The organism is Burkholderia sp. AU16482, assembly GCF_002223285.1.
Taxonomy (GTDB): domain Bacteria; phylum Pseudomonadota; class Gammaproteobacteria; order Burkholderiales; family Burkholderiaceae; genus Burkholderia; species Burkholderia semiarida.
This window is the reverse complement of record NZ_NKEY01000004.1, coordinates 201,788-220,056: the sequence shown is the minus strand read 5'-3', so window position 1 is coordinate 220,056 and position 18,269 is coordinate 201,788. Positions and strand designations below refer to the sequence as shown.

14 protein-coding genes are annotated in these 18,269 nt (G+C 69.1%); 6 read left to right on the top strand and 8 right to left on the bottom strand.

All coding sequences use genetic code 11. The annotated features are described in order from the left end of the window. Positions 1-3 precede the first annotated feature (3 nt). Positions 4-540 (bottom strand): spore coat U domain-containing protein, encoded by a 537-nt coding sequence (locus CFB35_RS12640; RefSeq protein WP_059576666.1) that lies wholly within the window; start codon positions 538-540, stop codon positions 4-6. 296 nt (positions 541-836) lie between these two features. On the opposite strand from CFB35_RS12640, the gene CFB35_RS12635 reads away from it, so the two are divergent. Continuing rightward, positions 837-1,832, top strand: a complete 996-nt coding sequence (locus CFB35_RS12635) for a spore coat protein U domain-containing protein (protein ID WP_059576663.1) — start codon at positions 837-839, stop codon at positions 1,830-1,832. Between the two features lie 7 nt (positions 1,833-1,839). Here the strand turns inward: CFB35_RS12635 and CFB35_RS12630 are convergent, their stop codons facing one another. Next, positions 1,840-2,649: a helix-turn-helix transcriptional regulator gene (locus CFB35_RS12630; protein ID WP_059576659.1), complete on the bottom strand. Its 810-nt coding sequence runs from the start codon at positions 2,647-2,649 to the stop codon at positions 1,840-1,842. 226 nt (positions 2,650-2,875) lie between these two features. Between CFB35_RS12630 and CFB35_RS12625 the strand changes: the two genes are divergently transcribed. After that, on the top strand, positions 2,876-3,628 hold the full coding sequence (locus CFB35_RS12625; RefSeq protein WP_059576656.1) for a class I SAM-dependent methyltransferase: 753 nt from the start codon (positions 2,876-2,878) through the stop codon (positions 3,626-3,628). 120 nt (positions 3,629-3,748) lie between these two features. Here the strand turns inward: CFB35_RS12625 and ppc are convergent, their stop codons facing one another. Continuing rightward, a complete protein-coding gene (gene ppc / locus CFB35_RS12620; protein ID WP_089465047.1) occupies positions 3,749-6,778 on the bottom strand; it encodes a phosphoenolpyruvate carboxylase in 3,030 nt (1,009 codons plus the stop codon). A gap of 208 nt (positions 6,779-6,986) precedes the next feature. On the opposite strand from ppc, the gene hemC reads away from it, so the two are divergent. From hemC to CFB35_RS12605, 3 genes are read left to right on the top strand one after another with little or no spacing between them, the layout of a single operon-like run. After that, positions 6,987-7,991: a hydroxymethylbilane synthase gene (gene hemC, locus CFB35_RS12615; RefSeq protein WP_089465046.1), complete on the top strand. Its 1,005-nt coding sequence runs from the start codon at positions 6,987-6,989 to the stop codon at positions 7,989-7,991. Further along, positions 7,991-9,961, top strand: coding sequence for a fused uroporphyrinogen-III synthase HemD/membrane protein HemX (hemDX, locus tag CFB35_RS12610; protein ID WP_059576648.1), 1,971 nt, complete (start codon positions 7,991-7,993; stop codon positions 9,959-9,961). Before hemC ends, hemDX begins: the two co-directional genes overlap by 1 nt. A 2-nt stretch (positions 9,962-9,963) precedes the next feature. Then, positions 9,964-11,151: a heme biosynthesis protein HemY gene (locus CFB35_RS12605; protein WP_059576645.1), complete on the top strand. Its 1,188-nt coding sequence runs from the start codon at positions 9,964-9,966 to the stop codon at positions 11,149-11,151. A gap of 232 nt (positions 11,152-11,383) precedes the next feature. Here the strand turns inward: CFB35_RS12605 and CFB35_RS12600 are convergent, their stop codons facing one another. From CFB35_RS12600 to CFB35_RS12590, 3 genes are all read right to left on the bottom strand, one after another. Next, positions 11,384-12,688 carry an MFS transporter gene (locus CFB35_RS12600; RefSeq protein ID WP_059576642.1) on the bottom strand — a complete coding sequence of 435 codons (1,305 nt, stop codon included), beginning with the start codon at positions 12,686-12,688 and terminating at the stop codon, positions 11,384-11,386. A gap of 195 nt (positions 12,689-12,883) precedes the next feature. Beyond that, positions 12,884-13,642 carry an SDR family oxidoreductase gene (locus CFB35_RS12595; protein WP_034208109.1) on the bottom strand — a complete coding sequence of 253 codons (759 nt, stop codon included), beginning with the start codon at positions 13,640-13,642 and terminating at the stop codon, positions 12,884-12,886. 92 nt (positions 13,643-13,734) lie between these two features. Then, complete coding sequence (locus tag CFB35_RS12590; protein ID WP_059576639.1) at positions 13,735-15,174, bottom strand: aldehyde dehydrogenase family protein; 1,440 nt, start codon at positions 15,172-15,174, stop codon at positions 13,735-13,737. A gap of 325 nt (positions 15,175-15,499) precedes the next feature. On the opposite strand from CFB35_RS12590, the gene ppa reads away from it, so the two are divergent. Next, positions 15,500-16,027, top strand: a complete 528-nt coding sequence (gene ppa / locus CFB35_RS12585) for an inorganic diphosphatase (RefSeq protein ID WP_006489643.1) — start codon at positions 15,500-15,502, stop codon at positions 16,025-16,027. Positions 16,028-16,089: 62 nt separating this feature from the next. Here the strand turns inward: ppa and CFB35_RS12580 are convergent, their stop codons facing one another. After that, positions 16,090-16,917 (bottom strand): GIY-YIG nuclease family protein, encoded by an 828-nt coding sequence (locus tag CFB35_RS12580; protein WP_089465045.1) that lies wholly within the window; start codon positions 16,915-16,917, stop codon positions 16,090-16,092. Positions 16,918-17,006: 89 nt separating this feature from the next. After that, positions 17,007-18,182, bottom strand: coding sequence for a GNAT family N-acetyltransferase (locus CFB35_RS12575; RefSeq protein WP_059576635.1), 1,176 nt, complete (start codon positions 18,180-18,182; stop codon positions 17,007-17,009). Between the last annotated feature and the right edge of the window lie 87 nt (positions 18,183-18,269).

The window sequence follows — 18,269 nt, the reverse complement described above, 5'->3', positions numbered from 1 at the left end:
CCGTCAGAAATAGACGGTGGCGGTGACCGAGGCCTGGTAGGTGTCGGGCTTCGGCGTCGCTTGCGCGGGTACCTGGCCGTACACGTTCAGCACCTGCGCGGAACCGGTGCCGGTGCCGCCGACCGTGTCGGTGCCTTGCGTGTTGCCCCAGATCGTCGAGTGGCCGGAGTCCTGGTAGAGCTGGTAGCCGACCGTCGTGCCGGTATTGCCCGTCGTGGTGCCGCCCATCAGCCGGCTGGCGACGGTCGAGCCGGTTACCGCGCCGGCGTCGAGTCCGATGTTGTAGGGTGTCGAGTTCGTGCAGGTGACGGAGACCGTCGTCTGCTGGTTGACCGTCGACGCGAGCACGCCGGTGGTGCCGAATGCAAGCGGGTTCGCGGCGATCGTGCAGTTCGCCTGGATCGTGAGCGTGACGTTGAATTGCGCGGTGGCCGTGCCGTTCGAATAGACTGCGGCAACGGTGACGGGCTGCAGCACCGGCGCGAATGCGAACGTGGCTGCGAGCATGGCTGAAAAAACACGACGTCGGGAATCTATCATTATGATTGTCTCCTGCCGTTCAAGGGGTCGCCCGGCCGCGGAGTGCCTGCCGCGTGGTCTGTTGCCGGTCGCCGTTACCGCTCTGTCGTTGGTGGAAGACTACTCCACGGCTTTGGTCGCGCGCAATGGAGAAAACGCCGACCTGGCATGCATTGCCCGGGGGGCGGACGGATTCCATCGGCCTATTTGACACGGATCAAGTAACAGTGCGAACGATCGATGCGCGGATGGATACGATGAGGGCGCGGCCGGATCCGCGAACCCGATCGTCCGGACGTTTTTTTCGGGGGAGATGCATGGAGGCTGACGGCTTCGATCTGGCGCGCCGCTGGATGCGCGCGCTCGCGTCCCTGCTGCTGGCGGCGCTGCTCGGCATGCCCTGGATGCCGGCGCGTGCGGATACGTGCACGGTGACGCCGCCGGTGCCGAGCTTCGGCTCGGTCAGTCCGATCACGCAACAGGCCTACACGACGACCGCCACGATGACCGTGAACTGCACGTGGGACGCGCTGAGCCTGAACACCGGCGTGCTCGTGTGCGTGAACCTCGGCGGCACCAGCCCGCGCTACCTGAGCAACGGGGCGAACCAGATGCAGTACGACCTGTATCAGGACGCCGGCTATTCGCAGGCCTGGGGCGCCGTGAGCAGCGGCACGACGCCGATATCGCTGACGTTGACGAAACCGGCGCTCGGCACGTCCGCGAGTGCGAACGTGACCATCTATGGCCGCATCGCGCCGAACCAGCCAACCGTGCCGACCGTGAACAACGGCAGCACCGTCTATACACAGAGTTTCAGCGGCAACCAGGCCGCATACAGCTACAGTTTTTCGCTGCTTGGCGTGCTGCCGACACCGTGTGTGTCGCAGTCGACGGCCGGCACGATGACGGTTACCACGACCGCCACCGTCATCAACAACTGCATCATCAGCGCGACCGGCGTCGCGTTTCCGCCCGCAGGCGTGCTGGCGTCCGCGCTGACCGCCAGCGGCTCGATCAGCGCGCGCTGCACGAACGGCGACGCATTCCGGATCGCGTTGAACGGCGGCGGCAGCGGCAACGTCGCCGCACGCACGATGCAGCGCGCGGGCGGCGGGTCGGTCAGCTACCAGCTCTATCAGGACAGCGGCTTCACGCAACCATGGGGCGACGGCACCGCCGGCACGTCGATGGCGACCGGCACCGGCAGCGGGTTCGCGCAGGCGATCACCGTGTACGGCCGCGTGCCCGCGCAAGCGACGCCGGCGCCCGGCAACTACAGCGACACGATTACCGCGACGATCAGCTTCTGAGCCGCGCTCAGTCGCGCACCAGCACGACGAGCTTCAGGTCCTCGCGGTGCGCGGGTTTCAGCGTGATCTGCTGGTACACGAGGCGGCCGTCGGCCGGATGGTCGAATTCGCGCCGCCCGCCTTCGCGCTCGAACACGTCCTGCGACGCCCAGTACTGCGCGAACGCGTCGCTGCCGGCCGTCAGCGCGTCGATCAGCGCGCGCGTCGGCGCGTCGGTCAGGTGGCGGATCGCGTCGGCGCGGAATTCGGCCGCGAGCCGCCGCGCGCGGGTTTCCCAGTCGACGATCAGCGTGCGTGCAGCCGGCGACATGAACGTGAAGCGCAGCAGGTTGCGGTCGTGCTCGCCATCGAGCCAGCCGGAAAAGAGCGCGGCGGCCGGCGGGTTCCACGCGAGCGCGTTCCATTGGCGGTCGAGCACGTAGGCGGGCGTCGCGATCGCGGCGACGGTCGCGGCGAGCGTCGGCGGCAGGTCGCCGCCCGCGACGTCGGGCTCGGCCGGGTCGCGCTGCGCGGCCAGCTCGAACAGGTACGCGCGTTCCGCCTTCGACAACTGCAGCGCGACGGCGATCCGGGCGAGCGCGTCGGCGGAGGCCGACACGGGCCGGCCCTGTTCGATCCACGTGTACCAGGTCGGGCTTACGCCGCACAGTTGCGCGACTTCCTCGCGCCGCAGCCCCGGCGTGCGGCGGCGCGGGCCGGGCGGCAGGCCGACGGCCTGTGGCGACAGCCGCTCGCGATGGGCGCGGATGAATTCGCCGAGCGCGCGGGCGGGCGTGGCGTCGAGCGGCGGGACGAGGGCGGAGGACGGCTGGTTCATGCGGAAACGGCGAAGTGGAAGCGAAGACGCGGCAACGATCGAACGATCAGACAGGTGGATCGAATACCAGAATAACTGCTTAACTTGTACTGGTACAAATGCAGGCCTATTGTAGCGGCTCGCGCGCTGGCAGGGCAGCGGGCGTCCCCCACAATACGTTGCACGGGGCCGGATCGCGCGCGCAAGCGTGGGGTTCGGCCGACGGCATCAAGGAAAGGAGCGAACGATGAAACACCACGAGCAGGTCGCCGACGCGTTCGGCACGACGGCCGCCGCCTATCTGACGAGCACGGTCCATGCGACGGGCGCCGACCTGCGGGCGCTCGCCGACGCGGTGAGCGCGACGCCCGACGCCGCGGTGCTCGACCTCGGTTGCGGTGCCGGCCACGCGAGCTTCGCGGTCGCGCCGCACGTGCGCGAGGTGGTCGCGTACGATCTCGCCGCGCCGATGCTTGCGACCGTCAATGCGGCCGCGCGCGAGCGCGGGCTCGCGAACATCCGCACGCAGCAGGGCCCGGCCGAGCGGCTGCCGTTCGACACCGCGACGTTCGACTGGGTCGTGAGCCGGATGAGCGCGCACCACTGGCACGACCTGCGCGCGGCGCTCGCCGAGGTGCGCCGCGTGCTGAAGCCGGGCGGCCGCGTGCTGATGATCGACATCGCGGGCAACGACCATCCGCTCCTCGATACGTACCTGCAGGCCGCGGAAGTGCTGCGCGACGCGTCGCACGTGCGCGACTACCGCGCGGACGAATGGCTCGCGATGTTCCGCGCCGCCGGTTTCGACGTGCGGGTGCACAGCCGCTGGCGTCTGCCGATCGATTTCGACACGTGGGTCGCGCGCATCCGCACGCCGGCCGACAGCGTTGCCGGCATTCGCGCGCTGTGGGCGCATGCGCCGGACGAGGTGCGCGGCTACTACGCGGTGCAGGCCGACGGGTCGTTCGAGCACGACGCGTTGCTGATCGACGCGCACTGAGCGGGCGGCGCGCGCCGCGCCGTTTCGCGATCGCATGAAAAAAGCCGCGATACGCACGAACGCGTATCGCGGCTTTCGTTATCCCGGCCGGCGCGAAACCGCGCCCGCGCCGCCCGCGGATCAGCCGGTGTTGCGCAGGCCGGCCGCGATCCCGTTGATCGTCAGGTGAATCCCGCGGCGCAGCCGCGCGTTCGTGTCGCCCGCGCGGTGACGCTTGATCAGCTCGACCTGCAGGTGGTTCAGCGGATCGAGATACGGGAAGCGGTTCTTGATCGAGCGCGCGAGCAGCGGGTTGGTCGCGAGGCGGCCTTCGTGCCCGGTGATCTCAGCGAGCGCCCGCGACGTGCGCTCCCATTCCGCGACGATCCGCTCGAACACGTGCTTGCGCAGCTTGCGATCGGGCACGAGCTGCGCATAGCGCGACGCGACCGCGAGATCCGTCTTCGCGAGCACCATGTCCATGTTCGACAGCAGGTTCGAGAAGAACGGCCAGGTCTTGTTCATCTTCTTCAGCAGCGTGACGCGTTTCGCGCGTTCGGCGTCGTCCCCGGCGCCGTCGAGATACGCGCTCACCGCGCTGCCGAAGCCGTACCAGCCGGTCAGCAGCAGCCGGCACTGGCCCCACGAGAAGCCCCACGGAATCGCGCGCAGATCCTCGATCTTGCGCTGCTTCGGGTCCTGCAGCTTGCGCGACGCCGGGCGGCTGCCGATATTCAGCTCGGCGATCTCGGTGATCGGCGTCGACGCGAAGAAGTAATCGGTGAAGCCCGGCGTTTCATAGACGAGCGCGCGGTACGCGGCCATCGCCGAGTCGGACAGCGTCTGCATCGCGGCCTCGAACGCCGGCAGTTGCGCCGGTGCGTTCGACTGCGGCAGCAGCGACGCCTCGAGCGTCGCGGCGACGACCGTCTCGAGGTTGCGCCGGCCGATCGACGGGTTCGAGAACTTGCTCGCGATCACCTCGCCCTGTTCGGTCAGGCGGATCTGGCCGTTGACGGTGCCCGGCGGCTGCGACAGGATCGCCTGGTAGGTCGGGCCGCCTCCGCGGCCGACCGTACCGCCGCGCCCGTGGAACAGCCGCAGCGTGATCTTGCGCTCGCGGAACAGGTCGACGAGCGCGAGTTCCGCGCGATACAGCTCCCAGTTCGACGTGAGGAAGCCGCCGTCCTTGTTGCTGTCCGAGTAGCCGAGCATCACTTCCTGCTCGGCGCCCTGGTGCGCGATCAGCGCGTCGATGCCCGGCAGTGCAAAGTAGTCGCGCATGATGCGCGACGCGTCGCGCAGGTCGGGGATCGTCTCGAACAGCGGGATCACCATCAGGCTGTTCTTCGCGTCGCTGCCCGGCACGCCGAGCGTGCCTTCGAGCAGGCCTGTCTCCTTCTGCAGCAGCAGGACTTCGACGAGGTCGCTGACGGTTTCCGTATGCGAAATGATGTAGTTGCGCACCGCACGCGCGCCGAATTGCGCGCGGACCTCGCGCGCCTTCTCGAACACGCCGAGCTCGCTTTGCGCGAGCGCCGAGTATTCGATGTACGGCGAGCGCAGCGGGCGCGGATCGGCGAGCGCGGCGAGCAGCACGCGCAGCTTGTCTTCCTCGGCGAGCGCCGCATAGTCGGCCTCGACGCCCGCGCGCGCGAACAGCTCGGCGACCACCGCCTCGTGGATGTCGGAACTTTGGCGCAGGTCGATGCTCGCGAGATGGAAGCCGAACACTTCGGCCGCGCGCACGAGCGGCGCGAGGCGCGGCGCGGCGAGCGACGCGCCGTGGTGTTCCTCGAGCGACGCGGTCAGCACCTTCAGGTCGGCGACGAACGCTTCCGAATCTTCATACGGGACCGCACGCACGGGCGGCGCGCCGCGGCCGGCGCTGCGCACCGGCACCGTACCTTCGCCGAGACGCACGCGCGCGCTCGCGGCGAGCCGCGTATAGATGCCGATCAGCGCGCGGCGATACGGTTCGTCGACGCGGTGCGGCGACTGGTCGGGCGACGCGGCCGCGAGCGCCTTCACCGCGTCGTTCGCGCCGACCAGCAGGTTCGACACCGACAGCTCGGCGCCCAGCTTGTGCACCTGTTCCAGATAGTGTTCGAGGATCACCGCGGCCTGACGGTTGATCGCCTCGTCGAGCGTCGCGGCGGTCACGTTCGGGTTGCCGTCGCGGTCGCCGCCGATCCAGCTGCCCATCTGGAAGAACGCGGGCACGCGGGCCGACAGGCCGTGCTCGGCGAGCGCGGCCTCGATGTCGCCGTACAGCGCGGGCAGTTCGTCGAGGAACGTCGCGCGGTAGTACGACAGCGCGTTCTCGATCTCGTCGCCGACCGTCAGGCGCGCGTCGCGCAGCATGCGCGTCTGCCACAGCGCGGTCACGCGCGCGCGCAGCATCGCTTCGTTGTACTGGCGCTCGCGCGCGGTCAGCTCCTGGTCGCGCTCGGCGAGCAGGCGCGCGATGTCGTGCTGCGCGTCGAGGATGCTCTTGCGCTGCACTTCGGTCGGATGCGCGGTCAGCACCGGCACGATCAGCGCATCGTCGAAGAAGCGCTGCAGCAGGCGCTTCGACGCGTTGCCGGTGGTTTTCAGCTGGTCGAGCGCGTATGCGACCGTGCCGGGCTGCGGCGCGGAGCCGGCCAGCGCGTGGATGCGGCGGCGGCGGTTGTGGTGGCGGTCTTCCGCGATGTTCGCGAGGTGCGAGAAATAGCTGAACGCGCGTACGACGCTCACCGTCTGCTCCGGCGTCAGCTTGCGCAGCTTCTTCTCGAGCGTCTGCGCGGCTTCGCTGTCGTCCTCGCGGCGGAACTTGACTGCGGTCTGGCGGATCGTCTCGACGACGTCGAACACCGTATCGCCTTCCTGTTCGCGCACGACGTCGCCGAGCAGGCGGCCGAGGAAGCGGATGTCCTCGAACAGCGGGCGGTCCTTGTCGTCGCGCGCGCGGGTGCCGGCCTTCGGCGCGACGGCGTCGCGGGCCGCGGGGCCGGCGGCTTTCGTCGTGCGTTTTGTCTGACGTATCGCGTCTTTCGGTTTCGTTGCCGTTGGTTTCGTTGCCGCTTTCGCACGGCCGTTCGCGGCGGTGGCGACGGTGTCCGTCGAGGCGTCGGAGGAGGACAGGGCAGCATTGCGGCGCGCCGTACGCGCCGATCCGGAAGACTTCACGATGGGTTTCCTTGGGAAAGCTCGAGTCAAAAGGAACTGCGGAAACTGCGGGAACTGCGGTCAAGCAACCAGCTACGTGCGGCACATCCGCACAACGGCACCGCGACCCGCACGGAAGCAGGCCGGGCGCAGGCTCCGGGCCCGGGCGGGCCGGAGCGTGCGTGCTACCATTGTTCGATCTTCAATCCCGTCCTTCGATGTTCCAGCAATGAATTCCGAGACCCCCGCGGCCGGGCCGCAACAGGCACGACCGCCCGCGACGTTGACGATTGCTTCGCGCGAGAGCCGCCTGGCGATGTGGCAAGCCGAACATGTGCGTGATGCGCTGCGCAAATTATATCCAGCTTGTGACGTGAAAATCCTCGGGATGACGACGCGCGGCGATCAGATTCTCGATCGCACGCTGTCGAAGGTCGGCGGCAAGGGCCTGTTCGTGAAGGAACTGGAAGCCGCGCTGGCCGACGGTCGCGCCGATCTCGCCGTGCATTCGCTGAAGGACGTGCCGATGGCGCTGCCCGACGGCTTCTCGCTCGCCGCGATCATGGCGCGCGAAGACCCGCGCGACGCCTTCGTGTCGAACGACTACGCGTCGCTCGACGCGCTGCCGGCCGGCGCGGTCGTCGGCACGTCGAGCCTGCGCCGCGAAGCGATGCTGCGTTCGCGCTATCCGCATCTCGAGGTCCTGCCGCTGCGCGGCAACCTCGACACGCGCCTCGCGAAGCTCGACCGCGGCGACTACGCGGCGATCATCCTCGCGGCCGCCGGCCTGAAGCGCCTCGGCCTCGAAGCGCGGATCCGCGCGCTGCTCGACGTCGAGGCGAGCCCGCCCGCGGCCGGCCAGGGCGCGCTCGGCATCGAGATCGCCGCGCATCGCGACGACGTCGCCGCGTGGCTCGCGCCGCTGCACGACACGCAGACCGCGCTCGCGGTCGAGGCCGAGCGGATGGTGTCGCGCGCGCTCGGCGGCAGTTGCGAGGTGCCGCTCGCCGCGCACGCGGTGTGGCGCGCGGGCGAGCTGTACCTGACGGGCCGCGTGTCGACCACCGACGGCAAGCGCGTGCTGACGGCCGAGGAGTGCGGCGCGGTCGTGACCGTCGCCGATGCGCTCGCGCTCGGCCGCGCGGTGTCCGACGAACTCGAGGCGCAAGGCGCGCTCGACATCGTGCAGGCGCTGCTCGCGAACTCGCCGGCCGCGGGCAAGGGCGACGCCTGATGGCGGGCGGCGCGCGCGCGTTCACCGCTGTCCTGACGCGTCCGGACGGGCAGTCCGATGCGCTGGCGTCGCAACTGGCCGACGCCGGCTGCGACGTGCTCGAATTCCCGCTGATCGATATCGCGCCGGTCGACGATCCGGCGCCGCTCGACGCCGCATTCGCGGCGCTGGCCGACTACGCGCTGGTGATTTTCGTGTCGCCGAACGCGATCGACCGCGCGCTCGCGCGGTACGACACGATCTGGCCGAACGCGCTGCCGGTCGGCGTGGTCGGGCCCGGCAGCGTCGCGGCGCTCGCGCGTCACGGCATCGCGGCGCCCGCGCATCGCGTGATCGCGCCGCAAGCGCCGGCCGACGGCGGCGTGCCCCATTACGATTCGGAGAGCCTGTTCGCGAGCATCGAGGCCGCGTTCGGCGGCGCGCAGGCGCTGGCGGGCAAGCGCGTGCTGATCGTGCGCGGCGACGGCGGGCGCGAATGGCTCGCCGAGCGCCTGCGCGAGGCCGGTGCGGACGTCACGCTCGTCGCGGCCTACCGGCGCGTCGTGCCGGAGCCGCGCGTCGGCGCGTGGGAGCGCGTGCACGCGCTGCTCGACGGCCAGCCGCACGCATGGCTCGTCACGAGCTCGGAAGGCGTGCGCAACCTGCACGAGCTCGCGCGGGCCCATCTGAACGATGCCGAGATCGACGCGCTGAAGCATGCGCCGCTCGTGACGCCGCACCCGCGGATCGAGCAGACCGCGCGCGCATTGGGTTTTGATAGGATTACGCTGACCGGCGCGGGCGATGAGCGCATCGTCCGCGCGTTTCGAACGATGGCCGACGAGGCCGTCCAACCGGCGACAGCCGTACCGGTGACTAAACGCATGACAGATACCAACGATTCCAAAAGCGTCGCTTCCCAGCCGGCCGCTGCATCCGCACCGCCGTCCAGCCCTCCTTATCTCGCGTCCGAGCCGCGTGCGCGCCGCGGCGGCAGCGCGGTGCTGTGGCTCGTCGTCGTCGTGCTCGGCTGCGCGGCGGGTGTCGGCGGCTACGCGCTGAACCGCAAGATCGACCGGCTCGACGGCACGTTCGTCGCCCGTCAGAAGGCGCTCGACGCGCAAGCGGCCGAAACGCGGACGAAGACCGAGCAGGCGCTCGCCAGCACGCACCAGGTCGACACGCAGCTCGCGCAGCTCGACGGCAAGCTCGCCGATGCGCAGAGCGCGCAGCAGGCGCTGCAGCAGCAATACCAGGACCTGTCGCGCAACCGCGATGCGTGGATGCTCGAGGAAGTCGACCAGATGCTGTCGAGCGCGAGCCAGCAGCTTCAACTGACCGGCAACACGCAGCTCGCGCTGATCGCGCTGCAGAACGCCGACGCGCGTCTCGCGACGTCGCAGAGCGCGCAGGCCGTCACGGTGCGCAAGGCGCTCGCGCAGGACATCGAGAAGCTGAAGGCCGCGCCGGCGGCCGATCTCACCGGGCTCGCGATCAAGCTCGACGATGCGATCGCCAGGATCGACGCGCTGCCGCTGTCCGGCGAGGCGATCGTGCCGCACGCGGCGCCGAAGGCCGCGCCGGCCGACGCCGCGTCGTCGGCCGCCGCCGGCGAGCCGCGCTGGAAGGTGTGGTGGCACGGCTTCTCGGCCAGCCTCGGCCAGCAATTGAAGGGCCTCGTGCAGGTGCGCCGGATCGACAACGCGGACGCGATGCTCGCGTCGCCCGACCAGGGCTACTTCGTGCGCGAGAACGTGAAGCTGCGCCTGCTCACCGCGCGGCTGTCGCTGCTCGCGCGCAACGACGGCGCGATGAAGGCCGACCTGCACGCCGCGCAGGCGTCGCTCGCGAAGTATTTCGATCAGGCGTCGAAGGACACGCAGACCGTCGAGGATCTGCTCAAGCAGGTTGACGGCGCAGCGCTGACGGTCGCGGTGCCGAACCTGAACACGAGCCTGAACGCCGTTCAGCAGTTCAAGAGCCGGGGGTAACGATGACGCTTCGAGGAATCGTCTGGCTCGCGATCCTGTTCGCGATCGCCGCGGCGCTCGCCACCGTCGGCCGTTTCGACGCGGGGCAGGTGCTGCTCGTCTATCCGCCGTACCGGGTCGACGTGTCGCTGAACCTGTTCGTGATCGCCATCGTCGTGCTGTTCATCGTCGTGTACGCGCTGCTGCGCATCGTGCGCAACATCTGGCGCATGCCGCAGCGGGTCGCCGCGTATCGGGCGCGTTCGCGCAACGAGAAGGCGCAGGCGTCGCTGCGCGATGCAATCTCGAACCTGTACGCGGGCCGCTTCTCGCGTGCGGAGAAGGCCGCGCGCGAAGCGCTGGCGGTCGACGCGAACCTGGGCGCCGCGAGTCTCGTCGGGGCCACGGCCGCGCACCGCATGCACGAGTACACGCGCCGCGACGAGTGGCTGTCGAAGGTCGACGCGCCCGAATGGCAGGATGCACGGCTGCTCGCCGCGGCCGACATGCGCGCGGACGCCCGCGACGCGGACGGCGCGCTTGCCGCGCTGGCCGACATGCAGGCCGGCGGCAAGCGCATTCATGCGCAGCAGGTCGCGCTGCGGGCGCAGCAGCAACTGAAGAACTGGGCCGAGGTGCTGAAGCTCGCGAAGGCGCTCGAAAAGCGCGAGGCGCTGCATCCGGCCGCGGCCGTGCGGCTGCGCCAGCAGGCGGCGGAAAACCTGCTGCGCGAACGCCGGCACGACGCGGACGCGCTGCTCGAGGTATGGCAGTCGCTGTCGACGGTCGAGCGCCAGTCGCCGCGCCTGGCCGATCTCGCGGCCGAGTTGCTCGTGCCGCTCGAACGCCGCAACGAAGCGCGCCGCATCGTCGAGGACGCGCTCGCGCACAACTGGGATGCGCGCCTGCTGCGCCGTTACCCGGACACGGCCGGCGCCGATGCGCTGCCGCTGATCCAGAAGGCCGAGGGCTGGAAGAAGGATCATCCGGAAGATGCCGACCTGCTGTTCGCGCTCGGCAGGCTCTGCCAGCAGCAGCAGCTGTGGGGCAAGGCGCAGTCGTTCCTCGAATCGGCATTGAAGCTGGCCGACAACGAAGCGCTGAAAGTGCGTGCGCATCGTGCGCTCGCCCGCCTGTTCGAGCAGCTCGGCGAAACCGACAAGGCCGCGAAGCACTACCGCGAAAGCGCGCTGGCGATCACCGTGGTCTGATGCGGCGCTGCGGTGCACGCCCCGAATGCCGATCGGCCTCCGGGGCTTTTTTTCGTCCGCCGGGCGGCCGCCGGGACGCACGGTGCCGTCATCCGGCCGGTGCGGGCCTGGCCTGCCCGGAATCGAAAACGCCCCGGCGGCCGGACGATGCCGGCCGTCGGGGCGATCTCGCGAGCACCGGCCATCGACCGGCGTATTCGGTCGTTCGCGGTGCGCCGTTACACGCCGCGCATCACTTGTCGACGAGCCGCTTCGGCACCGACAGCGCAAGCAGCCCGCCGAGCACGAGGAACCCGGCCAGCATGTACATGCCCGCATCGTTGGTGCTCGTCGCCTGCTTGAGCCAGCCCATCAGGTACGGGCTCAGGAAGCCCGCGAGGTTGCCGATCGAGTTGATCATCGCGATGCCGGCGGCGGCGGCCGTGCCGCCGAGGAACGCGGTCGGCAGGCTCCAGAACAGCGGCAGCGTCGTCAGGATGCCGATCGTCGCGAGCGTGAGGCCGAGCATCGCGAGCGCGGTCTGGTGCGCCCAGATCACCGACAGCACGAGGCCGAGCGCGCCGATCGCGGCCGGAATCGCGAGGTGCCAGCGGCGTTCGCGGCGCTTGTCCGCGCTGCGCGCGATCAGGATCATCGCGACCACCGCGGCCGCATACGGCACCGCCGACAGCAGGCCGATCATGACCGTGTCGGTCACGCCGGTCGCCTTGATGATCGTCGGCAGCCAGAAGCCGACGCCGTAGAGCCCCATCACGAACGAGAAATAGATCAGCGCCATCAGCCAGACACGCGGGCTCGACATCACGGCGCCGAGCGGCAGGTCCTCCTTGGTGGCTTCCTCCGCGTCGACGTTGCGGGCGAGCAGCGCCTTTTCTTCGTCGGTCAGCCACGTCGCCTTCGCGATCCGCTCGTCGAGCGTGAAGAACACGAGCACGCCGGCGAGCACCGACGGAATGCCTTCGAGCAGGAACAGCCATTGCCAGCCGTGCCAGCCGCTCACGCCGTCGAACGCCTTCAGGATGAAGCCCGAGATCGGCCCGCCGATCACGCCGGACAGCGCGACTGCCGTCATGAAGAACGTGGTCATCCGGCCGCGCCGGTGCGCGGGATACCAGTAGGTGAGGTAGAGGATCACGCCGGGGAAGAAGCCCGCTTCGGCGACGCCGAGCAGGAAGCGCATCACGTAGAACATCGCGGGCGTCGTGACGAACATCGTCAGGATCGAGATCACGCCCCACGTCGCCATGATGCGGGCGATCCACACGCGGGCGCCCACCCGGTGCAGGATGATGTTGCTCGGCACCTCGAACAGGAAATAGCCGAAGAAGAAGATGCCGGCGCCGAGCCCGTACACGGTATCGCTGAGGTTCAGGTCGCTCGCCATCTGCAGCTTCGCGAACCCGACGTTCACGCGGTCGAGATACGCAACCACGTAGCACAGCAGCAGGAGCGGCACGAGCCGCCACGACACCTTGCGGTAGGTTGCTTCCTCGAATGCGCCGGACGAGCCCGGCAGCGATTGCGTCGATGTTGCCATGTTGTCTCCTGTCGACCCGGGCGGACGCTTGAGCGGTTACCTGGATCCCATGCTGTGCGGTCGATCGAAGGCCGCGCTCGGGCGCGTGCCTGGATCCGATGCACCGCTGTCCTTGTAGTGGGCCGGAGCAGGCGCGGTGGTGCCCGATCCGGTTTCGTGCGAAGCAATACGGGCTAACCGTATGGCCCGGTGCGACTAGATGCAGCGCCCGCCGTCGACTTCGAGGCACACGCCGGTGATGAATTCGGCTTCGTCGGACGCAAGGTACAGCGCGGCATTCGCGATGTCCTGCGGCGTCGAGAAACGGCCGAGCGGAATCGTCGCGAGAAAGCGGCGGCGATTTTCCGGGGTGTCCTCGCAGCCCATGAACTCGGTCATCAGCGCGGTTTCGCCGAGCACCGGGTTGATGCAGTTCACGCGGATGCGATCGGCGCCGAGCTCGGCCGCGAGCGATTTGCTCGCGGTGATCATCGCGCCCTTCGTGCTGTTGTACCAGACGAGGCCCGGGCGCGGCCGCACGCCGGCCGTCGACGCGACGTTCACGAACACGCCGCCGCCCTGTGCGCGGAAATACGGGACGAAGGTCTGCACGCACCAGAACAGGCTCTTCATGTTGACCGCGTACACGCGGTCGAATTCGGCTTCCGTCACGTCGAGCACGGGCTTGTTGCGATGCGTGGTGCCCGCGTTGTTCACGACGATCTGCACCGCATGGAAATCGTCGAGCGCGGCCTGCAGCAGCGCGCGCCAGTCGTCCTCCTTCGACACGTCGCCGGCCACCGCGATCGCCTTGCCGCCTGCGAGCGCGATCTCGCTCGCGACGCGCTCGGCCGCCGCGCCGTTGAGATCGTTGACGACGACGTTCGCGCCTTCGCGCGCATAGGTCTTCGCGATGCCTTCGCCGAACCCCGAGCCGCCGCCCGTGACGATGGCCGTCTTGCCGCTCAACCGCATGGTGTGTCTCCTGTGTTTGTCATGAGAGTCGTCGTGTGTCGACCGGCTGCCGTGTGCTGCCGGCCGCCGGTCGTGTGCCGCGTGCCGCGCGTTCAGCCGTGCCGGATCGCGATCGTCTTCAGCGCGGTGAAACCGTACAGCGCCTCGAAACCTTTCTCGCGGCCATGGCCCGAATGGCCGACGCCGCCGAACGGCAGCTCGACGCCGCCGCCCGCGCCATAGTTGTTGATGAACACCTGCCCCGCGCGCAGACGCCGCGCCAGCCGCATCTGGCGTGCGCCGTCGCGTGTCCAGATGCCCGCGACGAGGCCGTACGGCGTGCCGTTGGCGAGCGCGACGGCTTCGTCCTCGTCGACGAAACGCATCGCCGCGAGCACGGGACCGAACACTTCTTCCTGCGCGAGCCGGTGCGACGGCGGCACGTCGCGCAACAGCGCGGGCGCCTGGTAGAAGCCGGTTTCGGGCGCGTCGGCGACGACCTGCCCGTGCGCGGCCATCGGAATGCCGTCGTGCTGTGCGTCGGACAGGAAATCCCACACGCGTTGCTGCTGCTTCGCGTTGATCAGCGGGCCGCAGTCGAGATCGGCGCGGCTCGGGCCGACGCGCAGCCCGTTGAACGCGGTGGCGAGGCGCTCGACGAGCGGCTCGTACACCGCGCGCTCGATCAGCACGCGGCTGCCGGCCGAGCAGGTTTGCCCGCCGTTCTGCACGATCGCGGACACGAGCACGGGCAGCGCCGCGTCGAGATCGGCATCGGCGAACACGAGTTGCGGCGACTTGCCGCCGAGTTCGAGCGTGACCGGCACGTGGTTCTCGGCCGCCATCTGCGCGACCAGCTTGCCGGTGGCCGGCGAACCCGTAAACGAGATATGGTCGATGCCCGGATGGCGCGCGAGCGCGGCGCCCGCTTCGTGGCCGTAGCCGGTGACGATGTTGAGCGCGCCGGCCGGCAGCCCGGCCTCGGCGGCCAGCTCGGCGACGCGCAGCACGGACAGGCACGCGTCCTCGGCCGGCTTGACCACGCATGCGTTGCCGGCCGCGAGCGCCGCGCCGACGCTGCGCCCGAAGATCTGCATCGGGTAGTTCCACGGCACGATATGGCCCGTGACGCCGTGCGGCTCGCGCACCGTCAGCACCGTGTAGCCGGCCTGGTAGGGGAGGGTTTCGCCGTGCAGCTTGTCGGCGGCGCCCGCGTAGAACTCGAAGTAGCGCGCGAGCGCGGCTGCATCGGCGCGCGCCTGCTTCAGCGGCTTGCCGGTGTCGCGCGCCTCGATCGCGGCGAGTTCCTCGAGATGGTCGGCCACGCGTGCCGACAGCCGCATCAGCACGCGGCCGCGTTCGGCGGCGCTTGCCGCGCCCCACGGGCCTGCGAACGCGTCGCGGGCCGCGGCGACTGCGCGTTCGATGTCGGGCGCCGTGCCGCGCGCGATCGTCGCGAATGGCTGGCCGTCGGACGGATCGACGACCGCGATGGTTTCCAGTTGCGCGGGCAACGTCCATTCGCCCGCGATGAAGTGCTTCGCTTCTTCCATGTCTCCTCCGGTCGACCCAAGTTAGCGCTTTAGCGCTTACTCGGGTCCCATGGCGTGGTTGGGTGGAGTTAGCGCTTCAGCGCCTACGTGGATCCCATGCAAAGCCGTTTGCGCTTCGGCACTTTACCCGGCTTCCGTGCCGTGTGGTCCACGCACACCGCCGCCGGCTCGACGGCCGGACATCCGGAACGATTATCGCGCCGATCGTCATCCGGACGCCACCGGTCGATTGGCTATAATGGCGCATTCCTTTTGGGGGGCGCCGCGGCGGTGCATCGGCCGCGGCGCCCTGTCCCGAATTCCCATCGACCTACAGAGAGTGCTCATGAGCTTCAATCATGTTCCGGCCGGCAAGGACCTGCCGCAAGATTTCAACGTGATCATCGAGATTCCCGCGCAAAGCGATCCGGTGAAGTACGAGGCGGACAAGGAACTGGGCCTCCTCGTCGTCGACCGCTTCATCGGCACGGGCATGCGCTACCCGGTGAACTACGGCTACATCCCGCAGACGCTGTCGGGCGACGGCGATCCGGTCGACGTGCTGGTGATCACGCCGTTCCCGCTGCTGGCCGGCTCGATCGTGCGTTCGCGCGTGCTCGGCATGCTGCAGATGACCGACGAGTCGGGCGTCGACGCGAAGCTGGTCGCGGTGCCGCACGACAAGATCTGCCCGATGACGGCGAACCTGAAGACGATCGACGACGTGCCCGAGTACCTGAAAGACCAGATCAAGCACTTCTTCGAGCAATACAAGGCGCTCGAGAAGGGCAAGTGGGTGAAGGTCGAGGGCTGGGCCGGCATCGAAGCCGCGCACAAGGAAATCACCGACGGCGCCGCGAACTACAAGAAGTAAGCGAGTTAGCGGCGTGCCGGCCGCTGGCCGGTGCGTACGGAGCGCAAACCGCGCGTGTCTCGTCAGGAGGCCGCGCGGTTTTGTTTTGCGCGGGCGGTTTTCGGGCCGGCGGACGCGGAGACAGGCGAGGGCGTGGCCGGTGCTTTCTTCGCGCGTTTCGCGCGGGGCGGGGCAACGGACGGAGCGATCGCTTCGGCGGTTTTCGTGGCCGAGGAACGGCGGCGGGCCGGTGCGGCGGCGTCTTCGCGTGTCTTCGCGGCGGATTTGCCGGCGGCGGCTGGCGCCTTCCTGTTTGACGACGCAGAAGGCGGCCGGCCGGTTTTCTTGACCGGTGTGCCACGCGCCGAGGTCTTTTCAGCGGCTGCGCCGTCGGTTCTTGCGTATTTCGCGTCCGGCGCGGCTCGATTTGCCTTCGTCGACTTCGACGCTTGTTTGCCCTTCGCAGGCTTCGCCGTGCTCGCGGCCGTTGCAGACCCCACAACTTTCCCGGTCTTCACCTTTTTCCCGGCCACCTGTTCCGTGGCAGCCGTCTTCGCCGCATCGTCGACGTTTTCCGCCTGCCCCTTCTTCCGCCCGCGCGCCGTCGCCTTCGTGTCGCCGCTCTCGTCGAGCGTGATCACCACCGGCACCACCGATTCGAGCGTCCGCAAGCCAGCCGCCAGCTCGCGCTTTTTCGCGGGCGTGAGCCGCTTCACCCAGTATTCGGCGCGCGACGCGCTCGACCGGTCGGGCAGCGGAAACGACGCGAGCACCGCGCGCGGCTTGCGCGAGCGCGTGTAGCGCGCGCCCTTGCCGGACGCGTGTTCGTCGAAGCGCGCGGCGACATCGGTCGTGATGCCCGTGTAGACGCTGTCGTCGGCGCATTCGATCAGATACAGAAACCAGGACATGGCGGGGCGGCGGGATGCGAAGCCGCCAGTGTCTCAGAATTTGCGCGTGCTCCGGTGCGCGACGTGGGGCGACGTGATGCGGCTCGCCGTCAGGTACCGCGCCGGAACGGATCGTGTTCGCGCAGTTCGTCGACGTACGCGTGGATATGCTCGGTCTCGCGTTCGAGAAAGCGCGCGACCGCATCGGAAAACGCCGGATGCGCGAGCCAGTGCGCGGAATGCGTGACGGTGGGAAGGAAGCCGCGCGCGAGCTTGTGCTCACCCTGCGCGCCGCCTTCGAACGTGTCGAGCCCGGCCTCGATGCAGAATTCGAGCAACTGGTAGTAGGCCGTTTCGAAATGCAGGCAGGGCACGTGCTCGATCGCGCCCCAGTAGCGGCCATACAGCGTGCCGCCGCCGTGCTCGCCGCGCCGGTACACCGCGAGCGCGCTCGCGATCGGCTGGCCGTCGGCTTCCGCGATCACGAGCAGCAGGTTCTCGGGCATCGTCGCGCCGATCGTGCGAAAGAAGTCGAGGTTCAGGTACGGGCTCGAATAGTGCTCGCGGTAGGTCTGCCGATAGCAGCGCGAGAAGAAGCGCCAGTCGGCGTCGGTGATTTGATCGCCGGCGAGCCGCCGGAACGTCACGCCCGCGTCGTGCACCTTGCGCCGTTCCGCGCGGATATTCTTGCGCTTCTTCTGCTCGAGCGTGCCGAGGAAATCGTCGAAGTGGCGGTACCCGTCGTTGAGCCAGTGAAACTGCACGCCCTCGCGCAGCATCATGCCCATCGATTCGAGCAGCCGCGCTTCATCGCCGGTCGGGAACAGCACGTGCAGCGACGACACGTCGCTCTGCTCGGCGAACGCGAGCAGCGTGGCCGCGAGCCGGCGGCGCGCGTCGTCGCTGGCCGCGAGCAGCCGCGTGCCCTGCACCGGCGTGAACGGCACCGCGCACAGCAGCTTCGGGTAATAGGGCAGGTTGTTGCGCTGGTACGCGTCGGCCCATGCCCAGTCGAACACGTATTCGCCGTACGAATGCTGTTTCGCGTAGACGGGCGCGGCGGCCGCGAGCCGGCCCGTGTGCGTGTCGGTCAGCGTGACGAAGTGCGGCGACCAGCCGGTGTCGTCCACCGCGCAGCGCGCGACGTGCAGCGCGTCGAGGAATTCGTGGCGCAGGAACGGCGTGGGCTGCGCGTCGCGCGCGAGCAGCGCGTTCCATTCGTCGGCCGGCACCTCGGCGGGGGACGACAGGATGCCCGTGCGATAATCGATGCGTTCGTGTTTCAAGCGTGAATCCGTACCGTTGGATGTTGCCGGTTGCGGGCCGTCGCGGCCCGCGCCCGGATCGATTTCGTCAGCCGTTCAAGGCGCGCC